This window comes from candidate division WOR-3 bacterium (genome assembly GCA_013177935.1).
Taxonomy (GTDB): Bacteria; Hydrothermota; Tepidihabitantia; order Tepidihabitantales; family Tepidihabitantaceae; genus Tepidihabitans.
In genome coordinates this window covers 442,302-462,863 of record JABLXZ010000002.1, presented here as the reverse complement: position 1 = coordinate 462,863, position 20,562 = coordinate 442,302, and the positions used below count along the sequence as shown (strand labels likewise).

General features: G+C 53.0%; 16 protein-coding genes. 8 read left to right on the top strand and 8 right to left on the bottom strand.

Translation table 11 applies throughout. The features are described 5' to 3' along the window. Window positions 1–200 precede the first annotated feature (200 nt). Window positions 201–3,137 (bottom strand): T9SS type A sorting domain-containing protein, encoded by a 2,937-nt coding sequence (locus HPY86_05230; protein ID NPV14317.1) that lies wholly within the window; start codon window positions 3,135–3,137, stop codon window positions 201–203. Window positions 3,138–3,755: 618 nt separating this feature from the next. Here HPY86_05230 and HPY86_05225 point away from each other — a divergent pair. From HPY86_05225 to recO, 5 genes are read left to right on the top strand one after another with little or no spacing between them, the layout of a single operon-like run. Continuing rightward, entirely contained in the window at window positions 3,756–4,784 is a 1,029-nt protein-coding gene (locus HPY86_05225; protein ID NPV14316.1) for a PhoH family protein, read from the top strand. Continuing rightward, complete coding sequence (gene ybeY / locus HPY86_05220; protein ID NPV14315.1) at window positions 4,771–5,169, top strand: rRNA maturation RNase YbeY; 399 nt, start codon at window positions 4,771–4,773, stop codon at window positions 5,167–5,169. Before HPY86_05225 ends, ybeY begins: the two co-directional genes overlap by 14 nt. Window positions 5,170–5,182: 13 nt before the next feature. Then, entirely contained in the window at window positions 5,183–6,397 is a 1,215-nt protein-coding gene (locus HPY86_05215) for an HlyC/CorC family transporter (GenBank protein ID NPV14314.1), read from the top strand. Between the two features lie 3 nt (window positions 6,398–6,400). Further along, window positions 6,401–7,345, top strand: coding sequence for a DUF21 domain-containing protein (locus HPY86_05210; protein NPV14313.1), 945 nt, complete (start codon window positions 6,401–6,403; stop codon window positions 7,343–7,345). Beyond that, complete coding sequence (gene recO, locus HPY86_05205; GenBank protein ID NPV14312.1) at window positions 7,346–8,086, top strand: DNA repair protein RecO; 741 nt, start codon at window positions 7,346–7,348, stop codon at window positions 8,084–8,086. 60 nt (window positions 8,087–8,146) lie between these two features. On the opposite strand, the gene HPY86_05200 is transcribed toward recO, so the two are convergent. Beyond that, complete coding sequence (locus HPY86_05200; GenBank protein ID NPV14311.1) at window positions 8,147–9,961, bottom strand: T9SS type A sorting domain-containing protein; 1,815 nt, start codon at window positions 9,959–9,961, stop codon at window positions 8,147–8,149. A 194-nt stretch (window positions 9,962–10,155) separates the two neighbouring features. On the opposite strand from HPY86_05200, the gene murA reads away from it, so the two are divergent. Genes murA through HPY86_05185 form a run of 3 tightly spaced genes read left to right on the top strand, consistent with a single transcriptional unit; the run spans window position 10,156 to window position 13,814 of the window. Then, on the top strand, window positions 10,156–11,421 hold the full coding sequence (gene murA / locus HPY86_05195) for a UDP-N-acetylglucosamine 1-carboxyvinyltransferase (GenBank protein NPV14310.1): 1,266 nt from the start codon (window positions 10,156–10,158) through the stop codon (window positions 11,419–11,421). Further along, window positions 11,357–12,478: a flavodoxin-dependent (E)-4-hydroxy-3-methylbut-2-enyl-diphosphate synthase gene (gene ispG / locus HPY86_05190; GenBank protein NPV14309.1), complete on the top strand. Its 1,122-nt coding sequence runs from the start codon at window positions 11,357–11,359 to the stop codon at window positions 12,476–12,478. Before murA ends, ispG begins: the two co-directional genes overlap by 65 nt. Next, window positions 12,468–13,814: a hypothetical protein gene (locus HPY86_05185; protein NPV14308.1), complete on the top strand. Its 1,347-nt coding sequence runs from the start codon at window positions 12,468–12,470 to the stop codon at window positions 13,812–13,814. Before ispG ends, HPY86_05185 begins: the two co-directional genes overlap by 11 nt. Here HPY86_05185 and HPY86_05180 read toward each other — a convergent pair. Genes HPY86_05180 through HPY86_05155 form a run of 6 tightly spaced genes read right to left on the bottom strand, consistent with a single transcriptional unit; the run spans window position 13,804 to window position 20,561 of the window. Beyond that, the gene (locus HPY86_05180) at window positions 13,804–14,583 is read right to left on the bottom strand and encodes a 2-hydroxyglutaryl-CoA dehydratase (GenBank protein NPV14307.1); all 780 of its coding nucleotides are present in this window, start codon (window positions 14,581–14,583) and stop codon (window positions 13,804–13,806) included. The two genes, HPY86_05185 and HPY86_05180, sit on opposite strands and share 11 nt — an antisense overlap. 6 nt (window positions 14,584–14,589) lie before the next feature. Next, complete coding sequence (locus HPY86_05175) at window positions 14,590–15,651, bottom strand: hypothetical protein (GenBank protein NPV14306.1); 1,062 nt, start codon at window positions 15,649–15,651, stop codon at window positions 14,590–14,592. After that, window positions 15,648–17,060 (bottom strand): 2-hydroxyacyl-CoA dehydratase, encoded by a 1,413-nt coding sequence (locus HPY86_05170; protein NPV14305.1) that lies wholly within the window; start codon window positions 17,058–17,060, stop codon window positions 15,648–15,650. The genes HPY86_05175 and HPY86_05170 overlap by 4 nt, the downstream gene beginning before the upstream one ends. Then, window positions 17,057–18,178 carry a 2-hydroxyacyl-CoA dehydratase gene (locus tag HPY86_05165; GenBank protein NPV14304.1) on the bottom strand — a complete coding sequence of 374 codons (1,122 nt, stop codon included), beginning with the start codon at window positions 18,176–18,178 and terminating at the stop codon, window positions 17,057–17,059. The genes HPY86_05170 and HPY86_05165 overlap by 4 nt, the downstream gene beginning before the upstream one ends. After that, window positions 18,166–19,569: a DUF4445 domain-containing protein gene (locus HPY86_05160; GenBank protein ID NPV14303.1), complete on the bottom strand. Its 1,404-nt coding sequence runs from the start codon at window positions 19,567–19,569 to the stop codon at window positions 18,166–18,168. The genes HPY86_05165 and HPY86_05160 overlap by 13 nt, the downstream gene beginning before the upstream one ends. Continuing rightward, complete coding sequence (locus HPY86_05155; GenBank protein ID NPV14302.1) at window positions 19,569–20,561, bottom strand: hypothetical protein; 993 nt, start codon at window positions 20,559–20,561, stop codon at window positions 19,569–19,571. The genes HPY86_05160 and HPY86_05155 overlap by 1 nt, the downstream gene beginning before the upstream one ends. Window position 20,562 lies beyond the last annotated feature (1 nt).

The window sequence follows — 20,562 nt, the reverse complement described above, 5'->3', positions numbered from 1 at the left end:
TTATCCTCCTGATTTTTGAAAACTTAATTACCTAAAAACAGTTAACATTTCTTTTTACCCCGAACTTCCCCCTTATTGAAGGATACTTTTTAAAGGGCAAAAGTCAAATTGTGTCCTTCTAAACCCGGACCGAAACCTTTACCTTTAACTAAAAAATCGGGGTATGCGTCAAACATACCCCGACTTTAACTTAGCGTTTTTTATTTATCTATTACCAAACGGCTCAAAAACCTGCCCGCCCCGGACTCCAGTTGAACAAGATAGACCCCGGCACTTAATCCGGTGATGTTTAACCCAATCTGCCGCGTGCCTCCAACCACCGCCTGGTCCATTTGCACCCTACCGGCAGCATCAAATAGTTTAACCCTGACTTTGCCCTCAATATTGGGAGACAACAGCAAGTTTACCTTTGTCCCGCGCACCGGATTGGGCGCACAAACAAACCCGCTCAATGCCCGGTTTGCGCAATGTCCCTGACCACCGGCAAAGCCCGAATAAACAGTGGGCGGAATCGCATAGCGCCAGAACTCAACCGTTTTGTTTCCCTTTAACGCGTACAGCGCATCGCCCCCGAATACAATATCGCCACCCCGTTTTATCCGTTTTCGCTTCTGAGTAGAACCAACCGCGGGCATCGGGTCAAGTTCGGTCCAGGAGTCACCCCTAACATCGTAACGCCAGAAGTCGCAGGAGTTGGACCCTTTGAGCACATAAATACTACCATCGTAGTAAACTCCGCACCCACCGTCCTTAAGTTTCACGCTTTTACCACTCCGACCAACTAAAGGTATTGAACTGAGCCGGTGTAAAGTATCCCAGGTTCCCAGGACCCGGTCGTATCGCCAGAACTCGTTGTACTTAGCCTTACCGGCATAAAGACTGTTTTCGCCGTCAAATACCAAAAACGAACCATCGCTCCATTTAGGTCGGGAAGAAAGCGGTGCCTCAGGCAGCGCCTGCCACTCGTCAGTTGCTATCAGATAGCGGTAAAACTCATTTCGATAGCCCTTTAATAGGTAAATACTATTTTCCTGTGGCACGAAAACCATATCGTCGCCGCCTTTCACCGCCCTATTTGATGGCCCGGGCGGGATATTTGCCATCTGCACCCAGGTGGTACTGTCAATGTCAAACCGCCAGAACTCAAGCGTCTTATTACCCCGCACAAGATAGATATACCGGTCGTTATCGCTTACAATGCAAGCACCCCTGCCCGGAGTTTTTCCCGAAGGTCCATTGGGAATTACGGGCAGTGTCACCCAGTTCTGCTGGGTCGGCTGATAATAGTAGAAATCACCGGTTCTGTTTCCCTTTACACAATAAATCCGATCGAACCCGGCACAGTAGGCTAAAGCACCGCCATCCTTAACCGCTCGGCCAGACGGCGCCAAGGGCACCGAAGCCACTTCCGCCCAGCCATAAGGACCAGCCGTAACCTGAAAATCACGGGTTAGTACATTGTTACTGAGGTTCCGGTCAAAGGCACGATAAGTTGAACAACTGGCCACATAAAAACCAACCGAATGCGGTTTTGGCCACTCGGCAAATGTCACCACCGCGGTTTCATTCGGACCAACCCCACTAACCAGCACGCTGTCGTAAAATAGCCGGGAGCCACCAGGCCTTCGGATTGTAAAGTAAACCTTAATATCGGTTGGAGCACTGCCAAAGTTGGCAACAACCGCTGCCGGCATCACCGAACTCACCGTATCCACTCTCACACCTGGTGAAATAATCTCAGTCGCTGCGACATCAGGTTGAATGTACTTTATCACCACGGCATCGGTTCCGGTTTGAGAACCGCCATAACCGTAACCAGCGGCAAGAACATTACCGGTCCGGTCGACCTTTGTTACATTTGCATAATCACTACCATTACCGATGTCATTGTAAAAAGTCGCCCAGCGCAGGTTTCCATTTGGGTCGTAAGAAAGCGTTGAGAAGTCGATATTGGTTCTACGGGAATAGCCCGTTACATAGATGTTACCGCTGTTATCCAGGGCAACGCTTCGGCCAACATCTTCGCGTTGCGTGGTGTCATAACGCCGGAACCAGATTAAATTACCGTTCTGGTCGTATCTAACGGTTGTAATATCGCTACTTGTTCCAACCCCATCACTGGCTCCAGTCACAAGAACATAACCTGCTTCGTCCACCGCCACCGAATAGCCATAATCGTTGTCATTGCCATCGCCGTTGTAGCGAGCCACCCACTCGCGGGTACCGCTGGTCGAATACTTGACCGTAAGATAGTCGTAGTCAGCGTTACCACCTCCCCAGCTGTTACCGGTTACATAACAATTACCCATTCGGTCCAGCGCGATTGCCCGGGGGTAATCGGTTCCGTTCCCACCATCGTAACGCGCAACCCATTGCTGGGTTCCCGATGTGTTGTATTTAACCGTAAGGTAATCATAGTTACTCGCCACGCTGTAGCCAGTAACATAAACATTACCCTGCTGGTCAACAGCGATTGCGGTTGCCTGGTCAACAGAATTAGCCGAACTGTTGTTGTAGCGGGCAACCCACTGCTGAACACCACTTGGATTGTACTTAATTGTGCAGTAGTCATAGGATGTTCCTGCTCCTTCACTATAACCGGTCACATACACATTACCCTGTTGGTCGAGCGCAATTGCCGTCGCAACATCGGTCGGTGTTGTCGTGGTACTCAACCCATTGTAAAAATTAACCCATTGCTGGTTACCTAAAGAGTCATATTTTATCGTGCAGTAGTCATAACCGGTGTTGGTTGTTGCATATCCCGTAACATAAACATTACCGTTTAAATCTACCGCTATACCGTACGCATAATCAACACCATCGGTTGGTCCATTATAGCGCTGAACCCACTGTAAAACACCATCAGCGGTGAATTTCATTGTTAACATATTGATACCTGTAAGCGTGTCTGTAACATAACCGGCAACATAAACCTGGCCCCGGGCATCAACCGCCAGCGCTGTAAAACCATCACTGGCTGCGCCCGGTCCGGTAAACCGTCTTACCCAGTTGGTATCAACCTGGGCATTTAAATGAAAAAATAGACCTGAAAAAAATGTTAGAACCACTGCACGGACAATGAAAATTCTAATGTCGCGCTGCTGTCCTTGAACTGTAGAACCAAACCGTGCCATTCCTTCCTCCTTTTTACTGGAAATAAAAACTACGCCTCACCATGGATGTAACCCGAACCTGAGTTAATTATATTTAACTTCTAATAAATGTCAAGAGATAACCCTGGCTGTTGAACGACTTATGTTGCTACAACCCTGTATACACCTCAAAAATCCATCCCCCAATCAACATAACAGTTATAAACTCATAAGATTACCCCCGAATCCAACTGAACAGACTCGGGTTCTGGCTTCGTCCCAAGCACGCAGAACCGCAGACCTGAACGCGACCCCTAAGATAAAACAGGAAATAGAACGTTAAAGGTTGTCAGAAACAGTTAAAGATGTTACCCAACTCACCCGTAATGATGGGTTATCTTATCGGACATCGGTCATAACCAAATAGACTATCAATAAGATAGACTTCCCCACCATCGCCAAAACTGTTTTCGATAGAGAAAGAAGGATGGTAAAAGGGGGAATGGGGAAAAGGGTGTTAGAGACTATCCCAGGAATTACCCCCGGACTGTTGGGGGAACGAATTTTTGTCACTTTTCCTCGATTTTTCGTATATATAGAAATGTGCCGTTCCCTTGACCTTGCCTTGTTTACCGCTAAAATTATTTCAGGTTGCGATACATTATCCCTGCCGAGGATGTTGACCAGGTTGAACTCCTCGGTCCGGCAGACATAAACCTCACAACCCTTGCCCGGTTTTACCGGTCTTATGTTGTTTACCGGGATGGGCTACTGCGTCTTTCTGGACCCCGCTCTGAAAAAAAGGAACTGGAAGAGATTTTCTCCCGCCTTATCGCCCGTTGTCGCCGCGGTGAACGTATCACACCGGAACTGGTCGAGGCTGAAGTCAAAAGATTGCGCGCGGAACGCCGTGCCCAGCTGGAATCAGTCGAAGAAATTGTGGAGGAGGTAAAATCTGCCCCCCCACCTCCCGAAGTTGGCACCATTCACACACCGCGTAAAACCATCGTACCCAAAGGCGAAAACCAGCGCCGTTACCTTGAAGAAATTGCCCGCAACGATATCGTGTTTGCCATTGGTCCAGCCGGCACGGGTAAAACCTATCTGGCGGTAGCTGCTGCGGTCTCAGCGCTCATCTCGGGCCGATGCAGCCGGCTTATCCTCACCCGACCCGCAGTCGAAGCTGGCGAATCGCTGGGATATTTACCCGGAACCTTCAAGGAAAAGATTGACCCCTACCTGCGCCCGCTTTACGATGCCCTGTTTGATATGGTACCACTGGAACGCACTCAACGGTTGATTGAACAGGAGGTAATTGAAGTCGCACCACTGGCGTTTATGCGCGGCCGAACCCTTTCCGACGCCTATATCATCCTTGATGAAGCACAGAACACCACCTCAACCCAGATGAAGATGTTTCTCACCCGGCTGGGCTGGAACTCCAAGGCGATTGTCACCGGTGACATCACCCAGATTGACCTTTCCCATCAGTACACCTCCGGTCTGGTGGAAGCGGAAAAACTCTTGACCGGTATCCCCGGCATCAGCATTGTATATTTCGACAAAGGCGATGTTGTACGCCCGCCCCTGGTCTCACGCATTATTCACGCCTATGAGTCAAGAGACGACAAACTAAACAACCAGAATCAGGGTAAAAAACCACACCCATCAAGCGATGTTACAGGTTGAGATATTCGGCACTGAAGACACTTTTCTTCAGCGAGAGATAAGAAGACTAATCCGGCACATCCACCGTTTGCTGGGGACAAAGATGCCAGAGGGAAAAATCAACATCATCTTTGTCAACAACCGTTATATTCATCGGCTCAACCGACAGTTCCTGGGAAGAGACCGGCCAACCGATGTCCTCTCGTTCCGTCTTGATACACCCCTTGTGCCAGGTCGGAAAAACGCCCCCCAACTTGTCGGTGAAATCTACATCTCCCGCGAGCAGGCGCGGCTCCAGGCAAAACAGGCAGGCATCAGGCTACGCGATGAACTCCTCGCTCTGGTGGAACACGGTTTACTCCACCTTGCTGGGCTCTCCCACGCCCAGATGAAAAAACTGAACTGATTTCTCACCGCCAATGTTTATCCTCCTTGCCGGCACCGGTGCTTTACTAATCCTGTCCGCGGTCTTTTCCGGCTCCGAGGCAGCGTTTTTCTCTATCCCCAGCTGGCGCGCCGACTCCCCAAAGCTAAAGCATCTGCTTAATCAGCCCCAGCGGCTCCTTGGAACCCTGCTCCTCGCCAACCTTATGGTCAACACCACCGCCACCGCTCTTTTCACCCTGTTTCTACTCAACCTTGCCCGCCGCACCGGAATAAATACCGCAGCCATCCTTGGCATTGGCGGCGTTGTAATGACCGGACTTCTTCTGGTATTTGGCGAAATCTCACCCAAAGTTATTGCCCGTCTCAACCCGGAAAAGTCGGCGCTGCTTTTGGCACCGATTATCAGAGTAACTTATCTCGTCCTTTCACCTTTCACCCAGCTTTTAGACCGGCTCAACGCCCTCCTTACTACCTTTCCCCAGGAAAAAACCACCCTGACCGACGACGAACTACATACGATGATAGAACTAGGAAAAGAAAAAGGTGTGCTTCTGCCCGGCGAAGAGGAAATTTTACGCAACCTGGTTGACCTTGACCGTCGTACAGTATCAGAAGTAATGACCCCGCGCAAGGATATTGTTGCTGTCGCCGAACATACGCCGGTTTCAGAAGCAATACGGGCATGCCGGGAAAGTGGCTTTTCCCGGTTACCGATTTTCCGGGACAACCTTGAACAAATCACCGGCGTCGTTTACGCAAAAGAACTGATAACCGCCCCGAACCCTGACGCCCCGGTTAAAACTTTTGCCCGTACACCCTATTTCGTCCCGGAAGTGAAAAAACTCCTTCCCCTGCTCGATGAGCTGAGGCGGAAAAACTCCCATATCGCCATCGTTGTTGACGAATTTGGACAGACCGCCGGTTTGGTCACGCTTGAAGACATCCTTGAGGCAATTTTCGGCGAAATCACCGATGAATTTGACCTTGTCGAAGAACTACCTTACCAAAAAATTGCTGACCACGCCTTTCTGGTTGACGGTGAGATTGACCTCGCCACCCTCAACCGGCTCTTTTCCAACGCCTTTCGTGCCTTTTATTTTGAACGGCTTGCCGCGCTTATTCAGGACCGTCTGGGACGCTTACCCCAGCCCGGGGACCGCATTGAACTGAACAATCTGGAAATTATCGTTCAGGAAGTCTCGGAGCATAAACTGGAAAAGGTCCTAATAAAACACCGGAAGACTTAACCGATGGAACTCCTCGCCGGTTTTCTTTTAATTATCCTTACTGGTTTCTACTCCGGTTCGGAAACCGCCCTCTACCGCGCAAACTGGGTCCGGCTTAACCACTGGGCAAAAAATCGGGTCGCCGGGGCTCGAGAGGCGCTGACGGCACTTGACAAAATCGGACCGACCCTCATCGCCGCCATCATTGGCACGAACCTCGCCAATGTGTTTGCCACCGTCCTGTTTCAAAGGTATTTCGTCACCCACCTGGGTGCCAGTTTTACACCAATTGCGGTACTTCTGGTCGTGCTTCTCACCCTGATTCTCGGTGACTACCTGCCCAAGGCGCTCGCCCAATCGATACCCAGTCGCTGGTTACGGTCAGCCGCCTTTTTACTGAACATCAGCCGTATTGGGTTTGCGCCGGTTACCTACTTTCTGGTCCGACTCCTGCCCCGGACTCGAAAAGCCGTTCTCAGCCGGGACGACTTTCTCAAAGTCATCGCCCAGCGGGAACAGACACCTGCCCGCCGGACCACGACCGCAAATATGGCGGCGCGGTTGTTCCGTTTCTCTCAAATGAAAGTAGGCGAAATTGCCATTCCGATTAAACAGGTTAAATCTGTGCCCGCCGATTCGGACCTCGATACGGTTCTGACATTACTTAATCAGTTTGGTTACAGCCGGATACCAGTCTATACGGGAACACCGGACAATATCATCGGTGTAATAGTAGCAAAAGATTTACTTGAAGTCGTTACTCGGGGGACGAGTTCCGAAAAACGGGTGCGGGTGCGACCGGTCCAGTATCTTCCGGAAAACAGTCGGGCACTTGATGTCCTGCGCCAGATGCAGCAGCGCGGGGAACACCTGTCGGTTGTTATCGACCTGTCTGGTAACACCATCGGCATCGTGACCCTTGAAGACCTGATTGAGGAACTGGTCGGCGAGATTCGCAGCGAGGATTGAGTGCGGCGAATCGTAAAGACAAGCGCCATCTGTCTGCGGGTACGCAACTGGCGTGAATCTTCCCGCATCGTCTCTCTGCTCACGCCGGACATCGGTTTGGTTACGGCGATTGCTCGTGGTGCCCGGAGACCAAAAAGTCGGCTCGGTGCCGCACTTGACCTTTTCGCCCGTTCCGAAATCACCATCTATCTCTCAAAAACGAGCGAACTCGCCACCCTAAGTGACGCCGAACTTATCACCCGTTACCCGGCGCTTACCGGTAACTACGAACGATTTCTCGCCGCCACCCGCATCTGCCAATTTTTACTGCACGCCCTGCTCCATAACCACCCTGAACCAAGACTCTTCACCCTGCTTGAAACCACACTGACCGCGATTGCTCAGGCACCTCAGGAATCTGGAGAACTGAGCGGACTGGTTGGGTCTTTTATCCTTAAAGCCACTTCCTTTTTGGGATTCCGCCCCCGCTTTGATCGTTGTGCCATCTGTCACCAACCCGTTCCCTCCTCTTCTGCTTGGTTTATCTTCCGCCGAGGTGGACTGCTCTGTCCGGCTTGCATCAAAAAAGCAAATAAACCCTCATCACCAAACGAAGGTATTGAACTGACCACCCCGGAAATTGAACTCTTGAAAACGCTCCTTCATACACCGATGGTGCAACTTACCAACCTGACGCTACCACCCCATATTGTTCAACTAATCAACCGCTACGCCGGCTTTCATCTCAATCTCGAAAAATAGCAAGATTAAAAGATTGGGCGGTCCCGCAGGACCGCCCAACCTGATTTACTGGGTAAACTTTTACCGCTGGATTACCAGTTTTGCTACCGAATAGTCGCTGTTCTTTACGCGCACGAAATATACACCCGCCGGCACCTGTTTGGTATCAAAAACAACTCGCTCATCTCCGACCTCAACGCTTTGCACCACCGTACCAACCGCATTGTAAATTTCGACCGTGTGCTTACCGCCTGCCGGATTAACAAACCGAACCGTAACTGCATCTGATGCCGGATTGGGACTGAGTTCAAGAACCCGGCGTACCGGCGTAACCTCTGGAGTAAGTTCCATAACTCCGACCGCACCGGAAACGGTAACATTCGCCATCACATCTCTTGCAGAAGCGTCCCGCGAGGGAGCCCAAACACCAGTATACTCCCAACCCTGATAGGAGAGCGGCGGCACCGAATCCATACCAAACGAAGGCGAGCCACTTACTTCAGAAGTAGCACCAACAAAGAAGGCACCATCCTCAATCACAATCGGGCTCGGGAAGTTAACAGTGTACCAGTTTTCGGTACTCACCTGAACTGTGGTAATGTAAAGCGTATCACCCGGACTGCCACCTAATCCGTTGTCGTCATAGACTCCAATCGCACAGGGAGTCGTAGAAGTCGCTGACATATAAACCCGGGCACTGGTCAAGGTGCAGGGGTAAACGGGCGGAACAAAGCGGTTGCCAAATCCACCTGGACCATTCCAGTACATTGAGTTGGTTGGTGTCCCCCGGTCATAAGTCAAAGTCGCGGGCAGGGTGACAACCCGTAACTCAATCGTTACCGTGTCATTAACCGGCACCGCATCACCGGGCAGTTTGCTAATTGCCTGAATCGTGTAGACCCCGTTCGAACTCGGTGTCCACGTACGACTGAACACGACCGAGTCCGTTTCTGCTGGATTAAGCGGCCTAACCATCGTGGAATCGATAAACAACACCGAACCTGCCTGGGAGCGCACCCGCACCAGAGCCTTAAACTGACTCTCCGGCTGATTACCGGTATTGGCAATCACCGCCCAGAAGGTTATCGGTCGACCGTTGACAACAAACATACCTCCGGACCGGTCGTTCATCGCATTGCGTACCGCCGCATCATGAACCTGCAGCCGAGTCGACTCGGGCGGAATGAATTTAACCGCCAGCCCTGGATGGTACATATTCCCGGGTGGGATGTTTCCCGACAGGTAGTTCAAACCAATCCTTCCAGAAACATTCTCAATCCCGCACTGATTGGCATCTGGCACCCACCCATTGTAAGGTGCACCCGACTGCTCCTTATACTGGAAGGTGATTGAAGAATCAGGCCGGGACAGAATAATCTGGAATGTATTGTTACCACCTGTTGACCAGAACCGGACGCTGTCATACTCGACTATAAAAGTGTCGTTGTCGGCACTGCGCCAGTACCAGACCGAACCATTAGGCGAACCCGATGCCGAACAGTCAATATCACTCATCATCGGCGCCACGGTGTTGTTCGGCCGATTGGGCGCAGGAACCCTTGGGAACGGCGAAGCCGCCAGCGCATTGTCGTGGAATGCGATATATCCGTTGGAACCGATGTAAACCTGGCGTACTTTGTACCAGTAGTAAGGGAAATCGAATCCGATATCAAATGGGCCAACAACATTGTCATCGCCCAAGCCGGTCACCCGCGTGCCGACGCCTTTGATGTTAATCCAGTTGTAGGTGGGCGCCTCCGGGCAAACCGTGTCGGAGTCAAAGTACCGATACCCGAAAGAGTCCGGACCACCACCACCCCAAACCGGCGGGAGATTGCTTTGCATTCCTCCCGGGCTCAAGGCAATGACCAACGATACGACGAGAGTTACTAACATTTTACCTCCTTACTGCCCTGTTGTCAGGGCAATTAAACATATTAACTTACCTTTACTAATATAAACGCGGAAAATGTAAATGTCAAACATATTTATCAGCCAAATCCATCCGGAAAATAAAATTTCCACGATTTCAACCACCCAACTGTGCAGCATCTCCTTGACTTTAGCAGATAATGGTCGAAAATAATAAGATGGACCGTTTTCTAATTCAGGGTGGCGAACCATTAAAAGGGACGGTATCAACCGCCCGGGCAAAAAATGCTGTCCTACCTTTGCTCGCTGCCTGTCTCTTAACCGAAGACACCTGTACGATTGAAGATGTTCCCGCTCTCGAAGATGTCAATACTATGCTCAAACTGCTCCGGGTGATTGGCGTTCGTATTGAGCAAAAGAACCGCACTGTACATCTCACCGCCCGGGGGAAACTGAATCAGGAGGCACCCTATGACATCGTACGAAAAATGCGCGCCAGTTACTATGTCCTGGGACCGCTCCTTGCCCGGTTTGGCACCTGCCGGGTATCGCTCCCGGGTGGTTGCGCCATTGGACCCCGACCGGTTGACCTCCACATCAAAGGCATCACCGCACTCGGTGCTAAAGTTTCGGTGGAGCGGGGCTATATTCACGCCCGGGCAAAAAGATTAAAAGGAAACACGATGATGCTCGAAGGGTACAAAGGTCCCAGTGTCGGTGCCACTATCAATACGATGATGGCAGCAACGCTCGCCCGGGGCGAAACGGTCATAGAGGGCGCTGCCTGTGAACCCGAAGTGGTTGACCTGGCAAATTTTCTCAACGCAATGGGTGCCCGGATTTTCGGTGCCGGCACACCGGAAATTCGAATTCAGGGGGTTAAAGAACTCGCCGGTGCCGCGCATCGGCCCATTGCCGACCGAATTGAAGCCGGCACATTTGCGGTTGCTGCCGCCGTTACCCGGGGGTCCATTGAAATCACCGACTGCCAGCCCGAACACCTCACCGCGGTTCTAACCAAACTAAAAGAGATTGGTGCCCGGATTGACATCGACCAGACAAGCATTCAGGTTGAGATGAAATCCCGTCCCCGGGCAACAAAAATTTCCACCGCGCCCTATCCCGGATTCCCCACCGACCTGCAAGCTCAATTCACCGCCCTTCTGACAATTGCTGATGGTACCAGCACCGTCACCGAAAACATCTTTGAGTCCCGATTTCTCCACGCCCTGGAACTTAACCGGATGGGTGCTTCCATCGACATCAACGGCAATATGGCAATAATTCATGGTGTAGAGAAACTGCAGGGCGCTCAGGTTATGGCATCGGACCTGCGCGCCTCAGCGGCGCTGGTCCTTGCCGGACTTGCCGCTCGGGGCAAAACCGAAATTCTTCGTATCTATCACCTTGACCGGGGCTATGAACAGCTCGAAAAGAAAATCGCCCATCTCGGCGGTAAAATCAAGCGCATCAAACCCGCCTAAACGCCTGTCACTTCCCGTTCTGGTGCGTAACATCCAGCTCGGCGGCGGTGCGCCCGTGCGGGTTCAATCAATGACCAAAACTCGTACCGACGATGTCAACGCCACGGTGCGTTCAATCCGTCGGCTCGCGGCTGCCGGATGTGAACTGGTGCGGATTGCGGTACCCGATGCCGCAGCGGCTGCCGCCTTACCCGAAATCCGGGCGCGAGTTGACCTACCCTTGATTGCTGACATCCACTTTGACTATCGTCTAGCACTTGCTGCAATCAAAGCCGGCTTTGACAAAATCCGCATCAATCCGGGCAATATTGGCTCAATGCGGCGGGTCGAAGAAATCATCCGTGCAGCGCAGGACCGGGGTATAGCCATCCGCATCGGGGTTAATGCCGGCTCCCTGCCCCGAGAAATTCGGGCGCGCTACCGTCATCCCGAAGTCAAGGCGCTTATTGAAGCGATGGCGCGCGCCCTTGAACCGTTTGAAAGACTCGGCTTCAAAGCCCTTGTCCTTTCTGCAAAAACCACCGTCGCCGAAGACCTGATTGCGGTCAACGAAGAACTCGCCCGCAATTTCCCCTATCCCCTGCATATCGGTTTGACCGAAGCCGGACCACCGCTGGAAGGCAGTGTTCGCTCCGCCGCAGCGCTTACCCCGCTTTTGCGTCAGGGCATCGGTGACACCATCCGTATTTCCCTTACCGGTGACCCGGTCCTTGAAGTCATTGCCGCCTACGAACTTCTCGCCGCCCTTAACCTGCGTCAGATTGGACCCGTCATCTACTCCTGTCCGGGTTGTGGCCGCACCCGGATTGACATCGTCCGCTTGACCCATCAGGTCAAGAAAAAACTTCGGGGCATCACCACCCCGCTAAATGTTGCGGTTATGGGCTGTGTTGTCAATGGACCGGGTGAAGCGCGCGAAGCCGACTTTGGCATCGCCGGCGGCAAAGGAAAAGGTGCCCTGTTTGTCAAAGGCAAAGTAATCGGCACCTATCCCGAATCCCGGCTGGTTGACGCACTCTGCAAAGAAATCAAGCGGAGTCTGAACAATGAGATTTAATCTCTTCTTTGGATTTCTCCTCAGTCTGAGTATCGCCACCGCCTGCACCATCGGCGCCTTCGGTCCGACCGCGATAAGCGAAGGTCGGCCCGTTCTCTGGAAAAACCGCGATGTCACCAATCCAGACCAGGAAATGAAGTTTTTGTGCGGTCCCCGGTTTCGGTTCATCGCCAATGTCTATGCGGGCGAGACACTCGATGTCTGGGCAGGCATCAATGAGGTCGGGTTTGCAATTATGAACTCCAACTCCTACAACCTCACCGACAACTTAACCGATGCCGATGACGGCAACATAATGCGCCTTGCCCTGGGTACTTGTGCCACGGTGGAAGATTTTGCCCGGCTCCTTGACTCCTTAAACATCGTCGGCCGGGAGACCCCGGCAAATTTCGGGGTGTTTGACGCTACCGGCACCACCGCCATCTTTGAAGCCGGCTACACATCCTATACCCGCTACGACAGCAAAGACGACTCACTGGGATTTCTCATCCGCGCGAACTACTCAATGTCCGGTGGTCCAAGCCGAATTTTAGGAAAAAACCGTTTTGAGCGGGCCCAACAACTGTGCCGCGCCGCCTTTCACGAAAACCGGCTCAATCTCCCTTTTATCATCGGCACCCTTGCCCGTGACCTGGGCCAGGTCGGGTTTGACCCATACCCTTTACCTTTTCTGGGTAAATTCGGCTCCCTGCCCTTTGGTTACCTTCCCACCGACACCACCATCTGCCGCTCCCAGACCCGTTCCGTTGAAATAATGGTTGGACCCGCGCCCGGTGCTCATCCGCGAACCGGAATGATGTGGGTGCTTCTTGGTCAACCGGTTGCCACACTTCCTATCCCGCTCTGGGAGGTTGCGGAAACCGTACCAGCATTACTGGACGGCACCATCACCGCACCCATCTGTGACGAAGCCCAGCGCCTGGTAAGTTACCTTTACCCGCTTCCCGAACATCCCAAGGCTATCAACACCCAGCGCCTTGCCCGCTGGTTACAGTTCATCGCACCAATTGAGTCAACAATTTTTGAACTGGTTGCCCGCTACGAAGCCGAATGGGGGAGCATTGGTCCTTCCCGAGAAGCGGCGCGAGCCCTGACCGACTCAATCTGTCAACTTGTCCTTGCCACCTACCAGAACTTCTGGCAGACGGTCAAATCCGAGGAACAGTATCTCAACTATCATCCCGCCGTGGCAACCGTTCATCTCAACTCGCTACCGGCAAATTCACTCCCCCTCTACGACATCACCGGCAGAATCGCCGCGCCTTCCCGTGCTACTGGACTCTTTTTCACCTTGAAAGACGGAACCCGGCAGCGCCTGATTGTCCTTAAAAGGTAGCGCTCGTACCCAGTAGCGCCGCACCCATCGCTGCGGCAAACAACGGCTCCTGAGAACTTTGAACCTTTAACCCCAAAACCCGTTCCAGCGCCTGTCGCATCCCTTGATTGAGCGCGGTGCCACCGGTAAAAATCACCTCGGGCAATACCTTAACCCGGGCTGCCATATTGACAACCCTTGTCGCCAGCGCCAGATGTAAACCGGCGATGATGTCCTCCCGCGGTATATCAGCCGCAACCAGGGAAAGGATTTCCGATTCCGCCATCACCACACACAGGCTCGAAAGCAGCACCGGTTTCTGAGACCGCGCACTCAACTCCCCGAACTGCTCAATCGGCACATTCAGTGCCCGGGCGATGAATTCAAGAAAACTACCGGTACCCGCGGCACACCGGTCGTTCATTACAAAATCCTGCACCCGACCCTCTTCATCAAGCACTATCACCTTGGAGTCCTGACCACCGATGTCGATGACCGTTCGACTGGAAGGATGCCATTTCCTGATTCCCCTTGCGGTCGCGGTAATCTCGGTTACCGTTTGCTGGGCAAAATCAACCGCCTGCCGGGCATAACCGGTCGCAACAATCCTGCCCAATGCCCGGTTCTCCAATCCGGCATCTGCCCGACACCGTTCCAAAACCTTCTTCGCCTGCTCTTTGGGTTTCATTCCGGTTGGTGCCACGCACCGGGCAACAACCACATCCCTTTCCGAATCATAAATCACCACTTTGGTGTTCACCGAACCAACATCAACTCCGACACACAACATCTTGTGCTATCTCCTTTCAACAATTCGCTCCGGCGGAAACTGGTACCTTCCTGCCTCCTGTGCCGCGCTGACAAAAGCCCGCAAGTTTTCTTCCGGTGTGGCGATTGGCACCTCACACCCGGTCGCTGCCACATAACCACGCGGACAGCCCTTCGCCTGCGCGACCATCTCCCTAACCTTATCGCCAATCTCCTTTGGTGTTCCCAGCCACAACTCGGTCGTATCAAAATTGCCAATGACCCGCACCTTTTCTCCCACCGTCGCAATAACCGAGCCAAGGTCCACCTTATCAACGCTAATCAAATCCGCGCCGGTTTCCGGCATCATCATCACGATTGCACTCGTGTCGCCACAGATGTGTAAAACCACATCCAGGTCATAACGGTGCCAGAAATCTATTACCGCCTTTTCGGCGGGCAGGGCAAACTCCTGATACTCCCTGGGGCTGAGCACACTACCGGAAGCGAGTGGGTCAACCAAAATGGGCAACGCGCCGGCGCGAATCAATAGTCGGGAAAACGCCTTTACCAGTTGGGTCACACGGTCAAGGACTACCTTTACCAGTTCCGGTTTTTCCAGCAGGGCAACCAGAAACTCCTCGGGCTCTATTAACTGCTGGGCGGTGGTAAAAGGCGCCGGTACATAAGCAAGAACCGGCACAACATCGGCAATCGCCTCCCAGACATAACTAATCGCATCCAGATAAACCTTCACCCGACCCGCAAGCGCCATTTCGCTCTTCAAACCCCGGGCGGCATCTTCAACTGTGTTCCAGCGCGGACGCGCCAGCACCGGCAGGTCGTCTTCCGGATAAACAAACTCCGAACCTATTGCCTCGGCAATCAAACCCACCTCAGAAAAAATTGAGATGAAGTCGGTGTTGTAAAACTCCCGGGCGCGCAACTGACATTGCGCCATCATCAACCCATCGGTGTAGTAGTCGCGCAAACTCACCCCGCAAAATTTTGCGGCACGGGCGGTCAATAACGGAAAAATCGGCACCCGGTCCTGAGGTTCGTCAATCACGAGCAGAGAAAACCGTTCCCGGGGATTGAGCAACTCCTTCATCGCCGGCTCCGCACCAGTTCCAGAAATGCGTCAATCCTGGTCTGGGTTTGACGGTCAATCGCCTTATTCGGCGGCGCAACATCAAACTCCAGAATCGGAATGTCCAGTTTCTGTTTAATATAATCACCAATCAATCGCGACTCCATCGCGCAGTGCGAACCACCTAAAATTCCGGAAACAATCACACCTTCGGCTTGCCATTGCTGCGCTGCCCGGACAAACATCGCCGCCCTTTCTCTTGACGAACCAATCAAAGAAGCGTTGAGCAGGGACCGGGCGATACCTAAAAGGGGCGGTACCGTCTCATCAATCAAACTCAATGCCTGATTAATCACATATTCGGTCGCGACAACCCGTGCTCCCTGGTCTTCAACATAACACAAAAGCAACGGGTCGGCGGGTGGTGTCACCCAGCCAATCCGCAAACTGTCACCCGCCAGCACCGTTTTACCCTGCTGCAATCGCACTGTGGCGGTCTCTACCAGATGCTCGACAATCGCGGTCCACTCCGCAAAATCGGAGTAGCCGTGCAGACAGCCAAACTCCACAACCATCGTTTCCAGCGCCGGGAACACACCATAACCGTAAGCCAGTTCCTTAAACCGCTGGGTAAGACGACGCAAATGATTTGCCCGTCGCACCCCCTGTTGCAACATCTCCTCGGTCACCTTGACACCGGTCAGCCCCTCAAGTTTTTCAATCACCCGTTGATACTCCTCAACCAGCATCAACTCAACCCTTTCCCTTGCCTTGGATTCAACGCAGCGGGGTGGTGTTTCCACCCAAATAACCTCGGGCACCATCTTTGCCACCAGGCTCTCCACCCCAGAATAGTCGTCGCACGATGCACCGGTTGCCGCAATCACCAAATCCGGGTCCGGAAAGTAACTGTGCTTGGCAAAGGCGCCCAGTGCCGCCCGGGAAAAACAGGTGGCATCGCCGATACCTAACTCTGCCGCCTTTTCCAGTAACACCTTACTCTCCATCGCAAAAGGGGTCCACCACCAGCAGTCCGGATAAAACGCCACACACTCCCTATCGTCTTTATCCGAACCCGGCTTTGCCCCCACCGAATCCACAATCACCGCTAGTGGTCCTAAATCGCCCATCACCGCCACAACCTTTTTCCCAATCTGTCGGGCACGAAACAGCCGTTCAATCTCATTCTGGACAAAACCCCACATTCGCAATGCGGCAAGCGAGTTGTCAAACTTCAGACGGCGCAGATGCCTTGCTCCGTAGATGGCAAAGACCTGCGGGGGGAAAAGGTATTTTGACCATGCCTCCTGATTGGGTGCAAAGTAGTGAAATTTTTCAATCAACTCGTCCGGGATTTTCTGAAACAAATCGTCCCACTCATCAAATGTAATCCGCGCCGGTTCCGGGTCGTAATAATCCAGTTTCCTCATCGCAACATCTCAAGAAACGCCTCAATCCGGGTGCGCAACTGCTGGAGGTTCTCCTGGGAATAGTCGCCATCAACCTCCAGCACCGGAATGCCAATCTCCTGGCGCAGCCATTTTCCCTCAAAACGATAGGCGTCGCAGTAAAGCAAACTCTTGTTGACAATCCCCTGAACCTTTCGCTCCTGTACCTGCTCTCTGATGTAATCAAAAAGCGCATTGTTGGGCCTGCGGCAGGCGCACGGTGTTCGATTAAAATAAAAGCGGGCAAGCCCGGCAAACGGCTCCTCTTCAACCTTTAACTCCTCGTGAAACCATCTACTACCGGTACATACCGTATCCGCAACAATATCCGCTCCTTCTTCAACAATTTCGATTAGTGTCCGGTCCTCTTCTGATAAGATACTACCGGTCAACAGCAGCCGGACCCGATTCTTGTCCACCGTTCCTGGCGCCGCCCAAACCATTGATAACAACTCATTCAGCAAATTTAGCATCCTTCTGGGTGGTAGCAGTGTTGCCAGTGCTACGATATCAAACAGTTCACCGCCCCGAATTTTCGGCGGTTTTTCCGCCCGGCTCTGGTCCAGTTCCTGAAGTTTGCGCCGCAACTGGTTCATCTCATTAATCGCTTCTTTCAGCCGCTCGTTTTGCCACTCCTGACCGGTCAAACTGCCCAACCACTCCTTCAAGTCCACCAATCCGGCTTGAAACGCACTCAACCGATTGGGAAACGGTTCACTGGTGCGCGGCAGATAAAGCGAAAACACCGGCAACGAAAAGTTTGCCGTTATCGACTCCGGCAACCGGCGCATCATATCACAGGTATTGACACTGACCACAGCGTCAATTAGTTGATACAACGGGTCGTGGGCAAACTTCCCCAGACTCGCCTTACAAAACGGACAGGCATCCGCCCGCAGAAACCGCTCGCCTTCCAGTTCACTCTGATAATCGGCACGCGCCAGCCGCACCGGAACCGCGCCCGCCGCCTGGATAATTTCCACCGGCGCATAAAGGCAGAAGTAACCCACCACCTTTTTCCCCTGCGCCTTCAAACTCTTCAGTTCCTCAAGCCGTTCCGCGCGCAAACCTTCCAGCCGTTTTCTTTCTAAGAGTGCCATTCTGTTAACGCCAGTGATTCAACAAACATCTTTTCAAAATCGGGATGCTCCGCAAGCCGAATCTCGGTCACCCGATTACTCAACTCCTCAGCCTGTTTTAGCACTTCCGGCTCAAGCACCGCCTTTATCGCTCCTGCCAGTGCCAGGTCTGGTTTCTGGTAAATCACCGACTCCGGCAAAACCGGCAAAAGCCCAATCGCCATTGCTGCCCGGTGGTTTAACTTACCGCCAAACCGACCGGTAATCACCACCCGCTCGATTTTCCTTCCCGACCACTCTTGCCACAACAACTTTATGCCCGTGGCAATCGCCGCCTTTGCCAGTTGCACCTCTCTGATGTCCGCCTGCGTGAGATAAACACCTGCCGGTTCCTTACCATAAATTTGAAGCCGCTCGCCCTGGTTCAGTCTACCCCCGGGCTCAATCAAACCTACGCGCAACGCTTCAGCAATAACATCCAGTACGCCCGAACCACAGATTCCAGTTGGAACTTTACTTCCCACCGTCTTCACGACCCATATGCCCCGCCGCAACCGGCAACTCTTAATTGCCCCTGGTACCGCAAGCACACCACAACTCAAAGTTGCCCCTTCAAAAGCCGGTCCGGCTGCGGTGGAACAGGCAACAATTTTGTGCCGGTTACCCAAAACCACCTCACCATTAGTTCCGGCATCAACTAAAAGCGTCAGCCGTTCGGTTTTGTGTATCCCCGCGGCAAAAATTGCGGCGGTGCAGTCGCTGCCGATGAACGAACCGAGCAGCGGCAGGGTGCGCAACTTCAATCCGTTTCGGGCACCTTGAATCACCCGCCTCAAGGGCAACCTTGTGCGATAAGGGAATTGCCCCAGACCTTTCGGACTCTTGCCAAAAACAAAGTGCATCATCACCGTATTACCCACCACCGTGACCAGACCTGACCGGGGAACTCCGTTCCGGTCCATAAACTCCTGAAGCGACTCATTCACCCCTGCCCGCTGCACCTTGCTTGCCGCACCTATCCGGGTAAGAACATCCGTACCAAATCTTATCTGCGGATTTAACTGCGTCTCGGTTTTAACCCGACGCCCCTGTGCCTGGTCAATTACTGCCAGCCTTAAAGTTGTTGTGCCAATGTCCGCAACCAGCACCAAATCCTTGTTCATTGGGCTGGGCGCTGACCTGCTCCTCTTAACCCGAGCGTTGTACCGGTTAAACCCTTGCTCAACCTCAACCGTGACTGGATGTTTGGGAACAAACTGACAGGCAAGCACCGTTTTACCATCCGGCACGAGCCGCACCCGGCACTTACCGCACCTGCCCCTGCCGCCACAATCACCGGATAAATTCACCCCTTTTGCCCAGAGCAGCTCTTGAAGGGATTTCATTCCGTTTGGAACACAGCGCACTCTCATCACCACCCCTGCGCTGCAGACACCAGCGCCTGGACATTCGCCACCGGTGCCCCGGCTGGCACATCGCAGGCGCTGGCAAGAATCATCCTGGGCAACCCCTTTTTCAGACAGTCCCGAGCCGCCTGCTGCACCTCTTCTGGTGTCCCGCTCTCCAGCAAGCCGGTTGAAACATTGCCCATAATTACCCGGTCCGGACCGACCTCCTGACGGACAAAACTGATATCCATCTCATCCACACTTAATATTTCAGCACCGCTGTCGCGCATCATCCGCAAAATCCCGGTCGTGTCCCCGCAGATATGCAACCCGGTCCAACAGCCCAACCGATGAATCTCTGCCACCAGTTCCTTTAAATAGGGCAGGGCAAACCGCGCAAACAAACCTGGACTGATAATACTACCGGAAGCCATTGGGTCGCCGATAAACGGTACTCCACCCCGCTGCACAATCGCCCGGGCAAAATTTTTCTGGTTCTCGCTCGCCCTTTGTAAAAACCACTCTGCCCTTTCCGGTGCCGAAATCAAACTTTCGAGAAACTCCTCGGGTCCCGCAAGAAAACTGGCAAGGGAAAATGGACCCTTGAGCGATGTCAACACATACACCTCTTTGCCCACCCTTTTGACCAGTTCACCGGTTGCATCAAGAATTACCTTCATCCGGCACCCGCGCTCCACATCGGCAACCTGTGCCGCGGTGCCTGCGGGTCGTGCTAAAATTGGCGGTTCATCCTCCACCATCTCAATCTCACACCCCATCGCCTCCGCCTCAATTAGAACATCAGCGAACACCATTATCAGGTCGTAATTGTAGAGCCGATACGCATGATAGAGTACCTCAGCAAGAACCCAACTATCGGTCAGGGCACGGCGCAACCTTTCACCCGCAACCCGAGCCGCATGATTTGCCACGACAATCGGAAACACCACCGGCGGCGTGACTCTGGACCGTTCTGCTTGCAAAACGGTATTTAACCGCTCCCTTGCCCGTTCCACG

What these genes read in the sequence shown, in the direction of transcription:
- HPY86_05230 (NPV14317.1), bottom strand. Translation starts at nt 3,137, where the DNA reads ATGGCACGGTTTGGTTCTACAGTTCAAGGACAGCAGCGCGACATTAGA.
- ybeY (NPV14315.1), top strand. Translation starts at nt 4,771, where the DNA reads ATGTTACAGGTTGAGATATTCGGCACTGAAGACACTTTTCTTCAGCGA.
- HPY86_05215 (NPV14314.1), top strand. Translation starts at nt 5,183, where the DNA reads ATGTTTATCCTCCTTGCCGGCACCGGTGCTTTACTAATCCTGTCCGCG.
- HPY86_05210 (NPV14313.1), top strand. Translation starts at nt 6,401, where the DNA reads ATGGAACTCCTCGCCGGTTTTCTTTTAATTATCCTTACTGGTTTCTAC.
- HPY86_05200 (NPV14311.1), bottom strand. Translation starts at nt 9,961, where the DNA reads ATGTTAGTAACTCTCGTCGTATCGTTGGTCATTGCCTTGAGCCCGGGA.
- murA (NPV14310.1), top strand. Translation starts at nt 10,156, where the DNA reads ATGGACCGTTTTCTAATTCAGGGTGGCGAACCATTAAAAGGGACGGTA.
- ispG (NPV14309.1), top strand. Translation starts at nt 11,357, where the DNA reads ATGAACAGCTCGAAAAGAAAATCGCCCATCTCGGCGGTAAAATCAAGC.
- HPY86_05185 (NPV14308.1), top strand. Translation starts at nt 12,468, where the DNA reads ATGAGATTTAATCTCTTCTTTGGATTTCTCCTCAGTCTGAGTATCGCC.
- HPY86_05180 (NPV14307.1), bottom strand. Translation starts at nt 14,583, where the DNA reads ATGTTGTGTGTCGGAGTTGATGTTGGTTCGGTGAACACCAAAGTGGTG.
- HPY86_05175 (NPV14306.1), bottom strand. Translation starts at nt 15,651, where the DNA reads ATGAAGGAGTTGCTCAATCCCCGGGAACGGTTTTCTCTGCTCGTGATT.
- HPY86_05170 (NPV14305.1), bottom strand. Translation starts at nt 17,060, where the DNA reads ATGAGGAAACTGGATTATTACGACCCGGAACCGGCGCGGATTACATTT.
- HPY86_05165 (NPV14304.1), bottom strand. Translation starts at nt 18,178, where the DNA reads ATGGCACTCTTAGAAAGAAAACGGCTGGAAGGTTTGCGCGCGGAACGG.
- HPY86_05160 (NPV14303.1), bottom strand. Translation starts at nt 19,569, where the DNA reads ATGAGAGTGCGCTGTGTTCCAAACGGAATGAAATCCCTTCAAGAGCTG.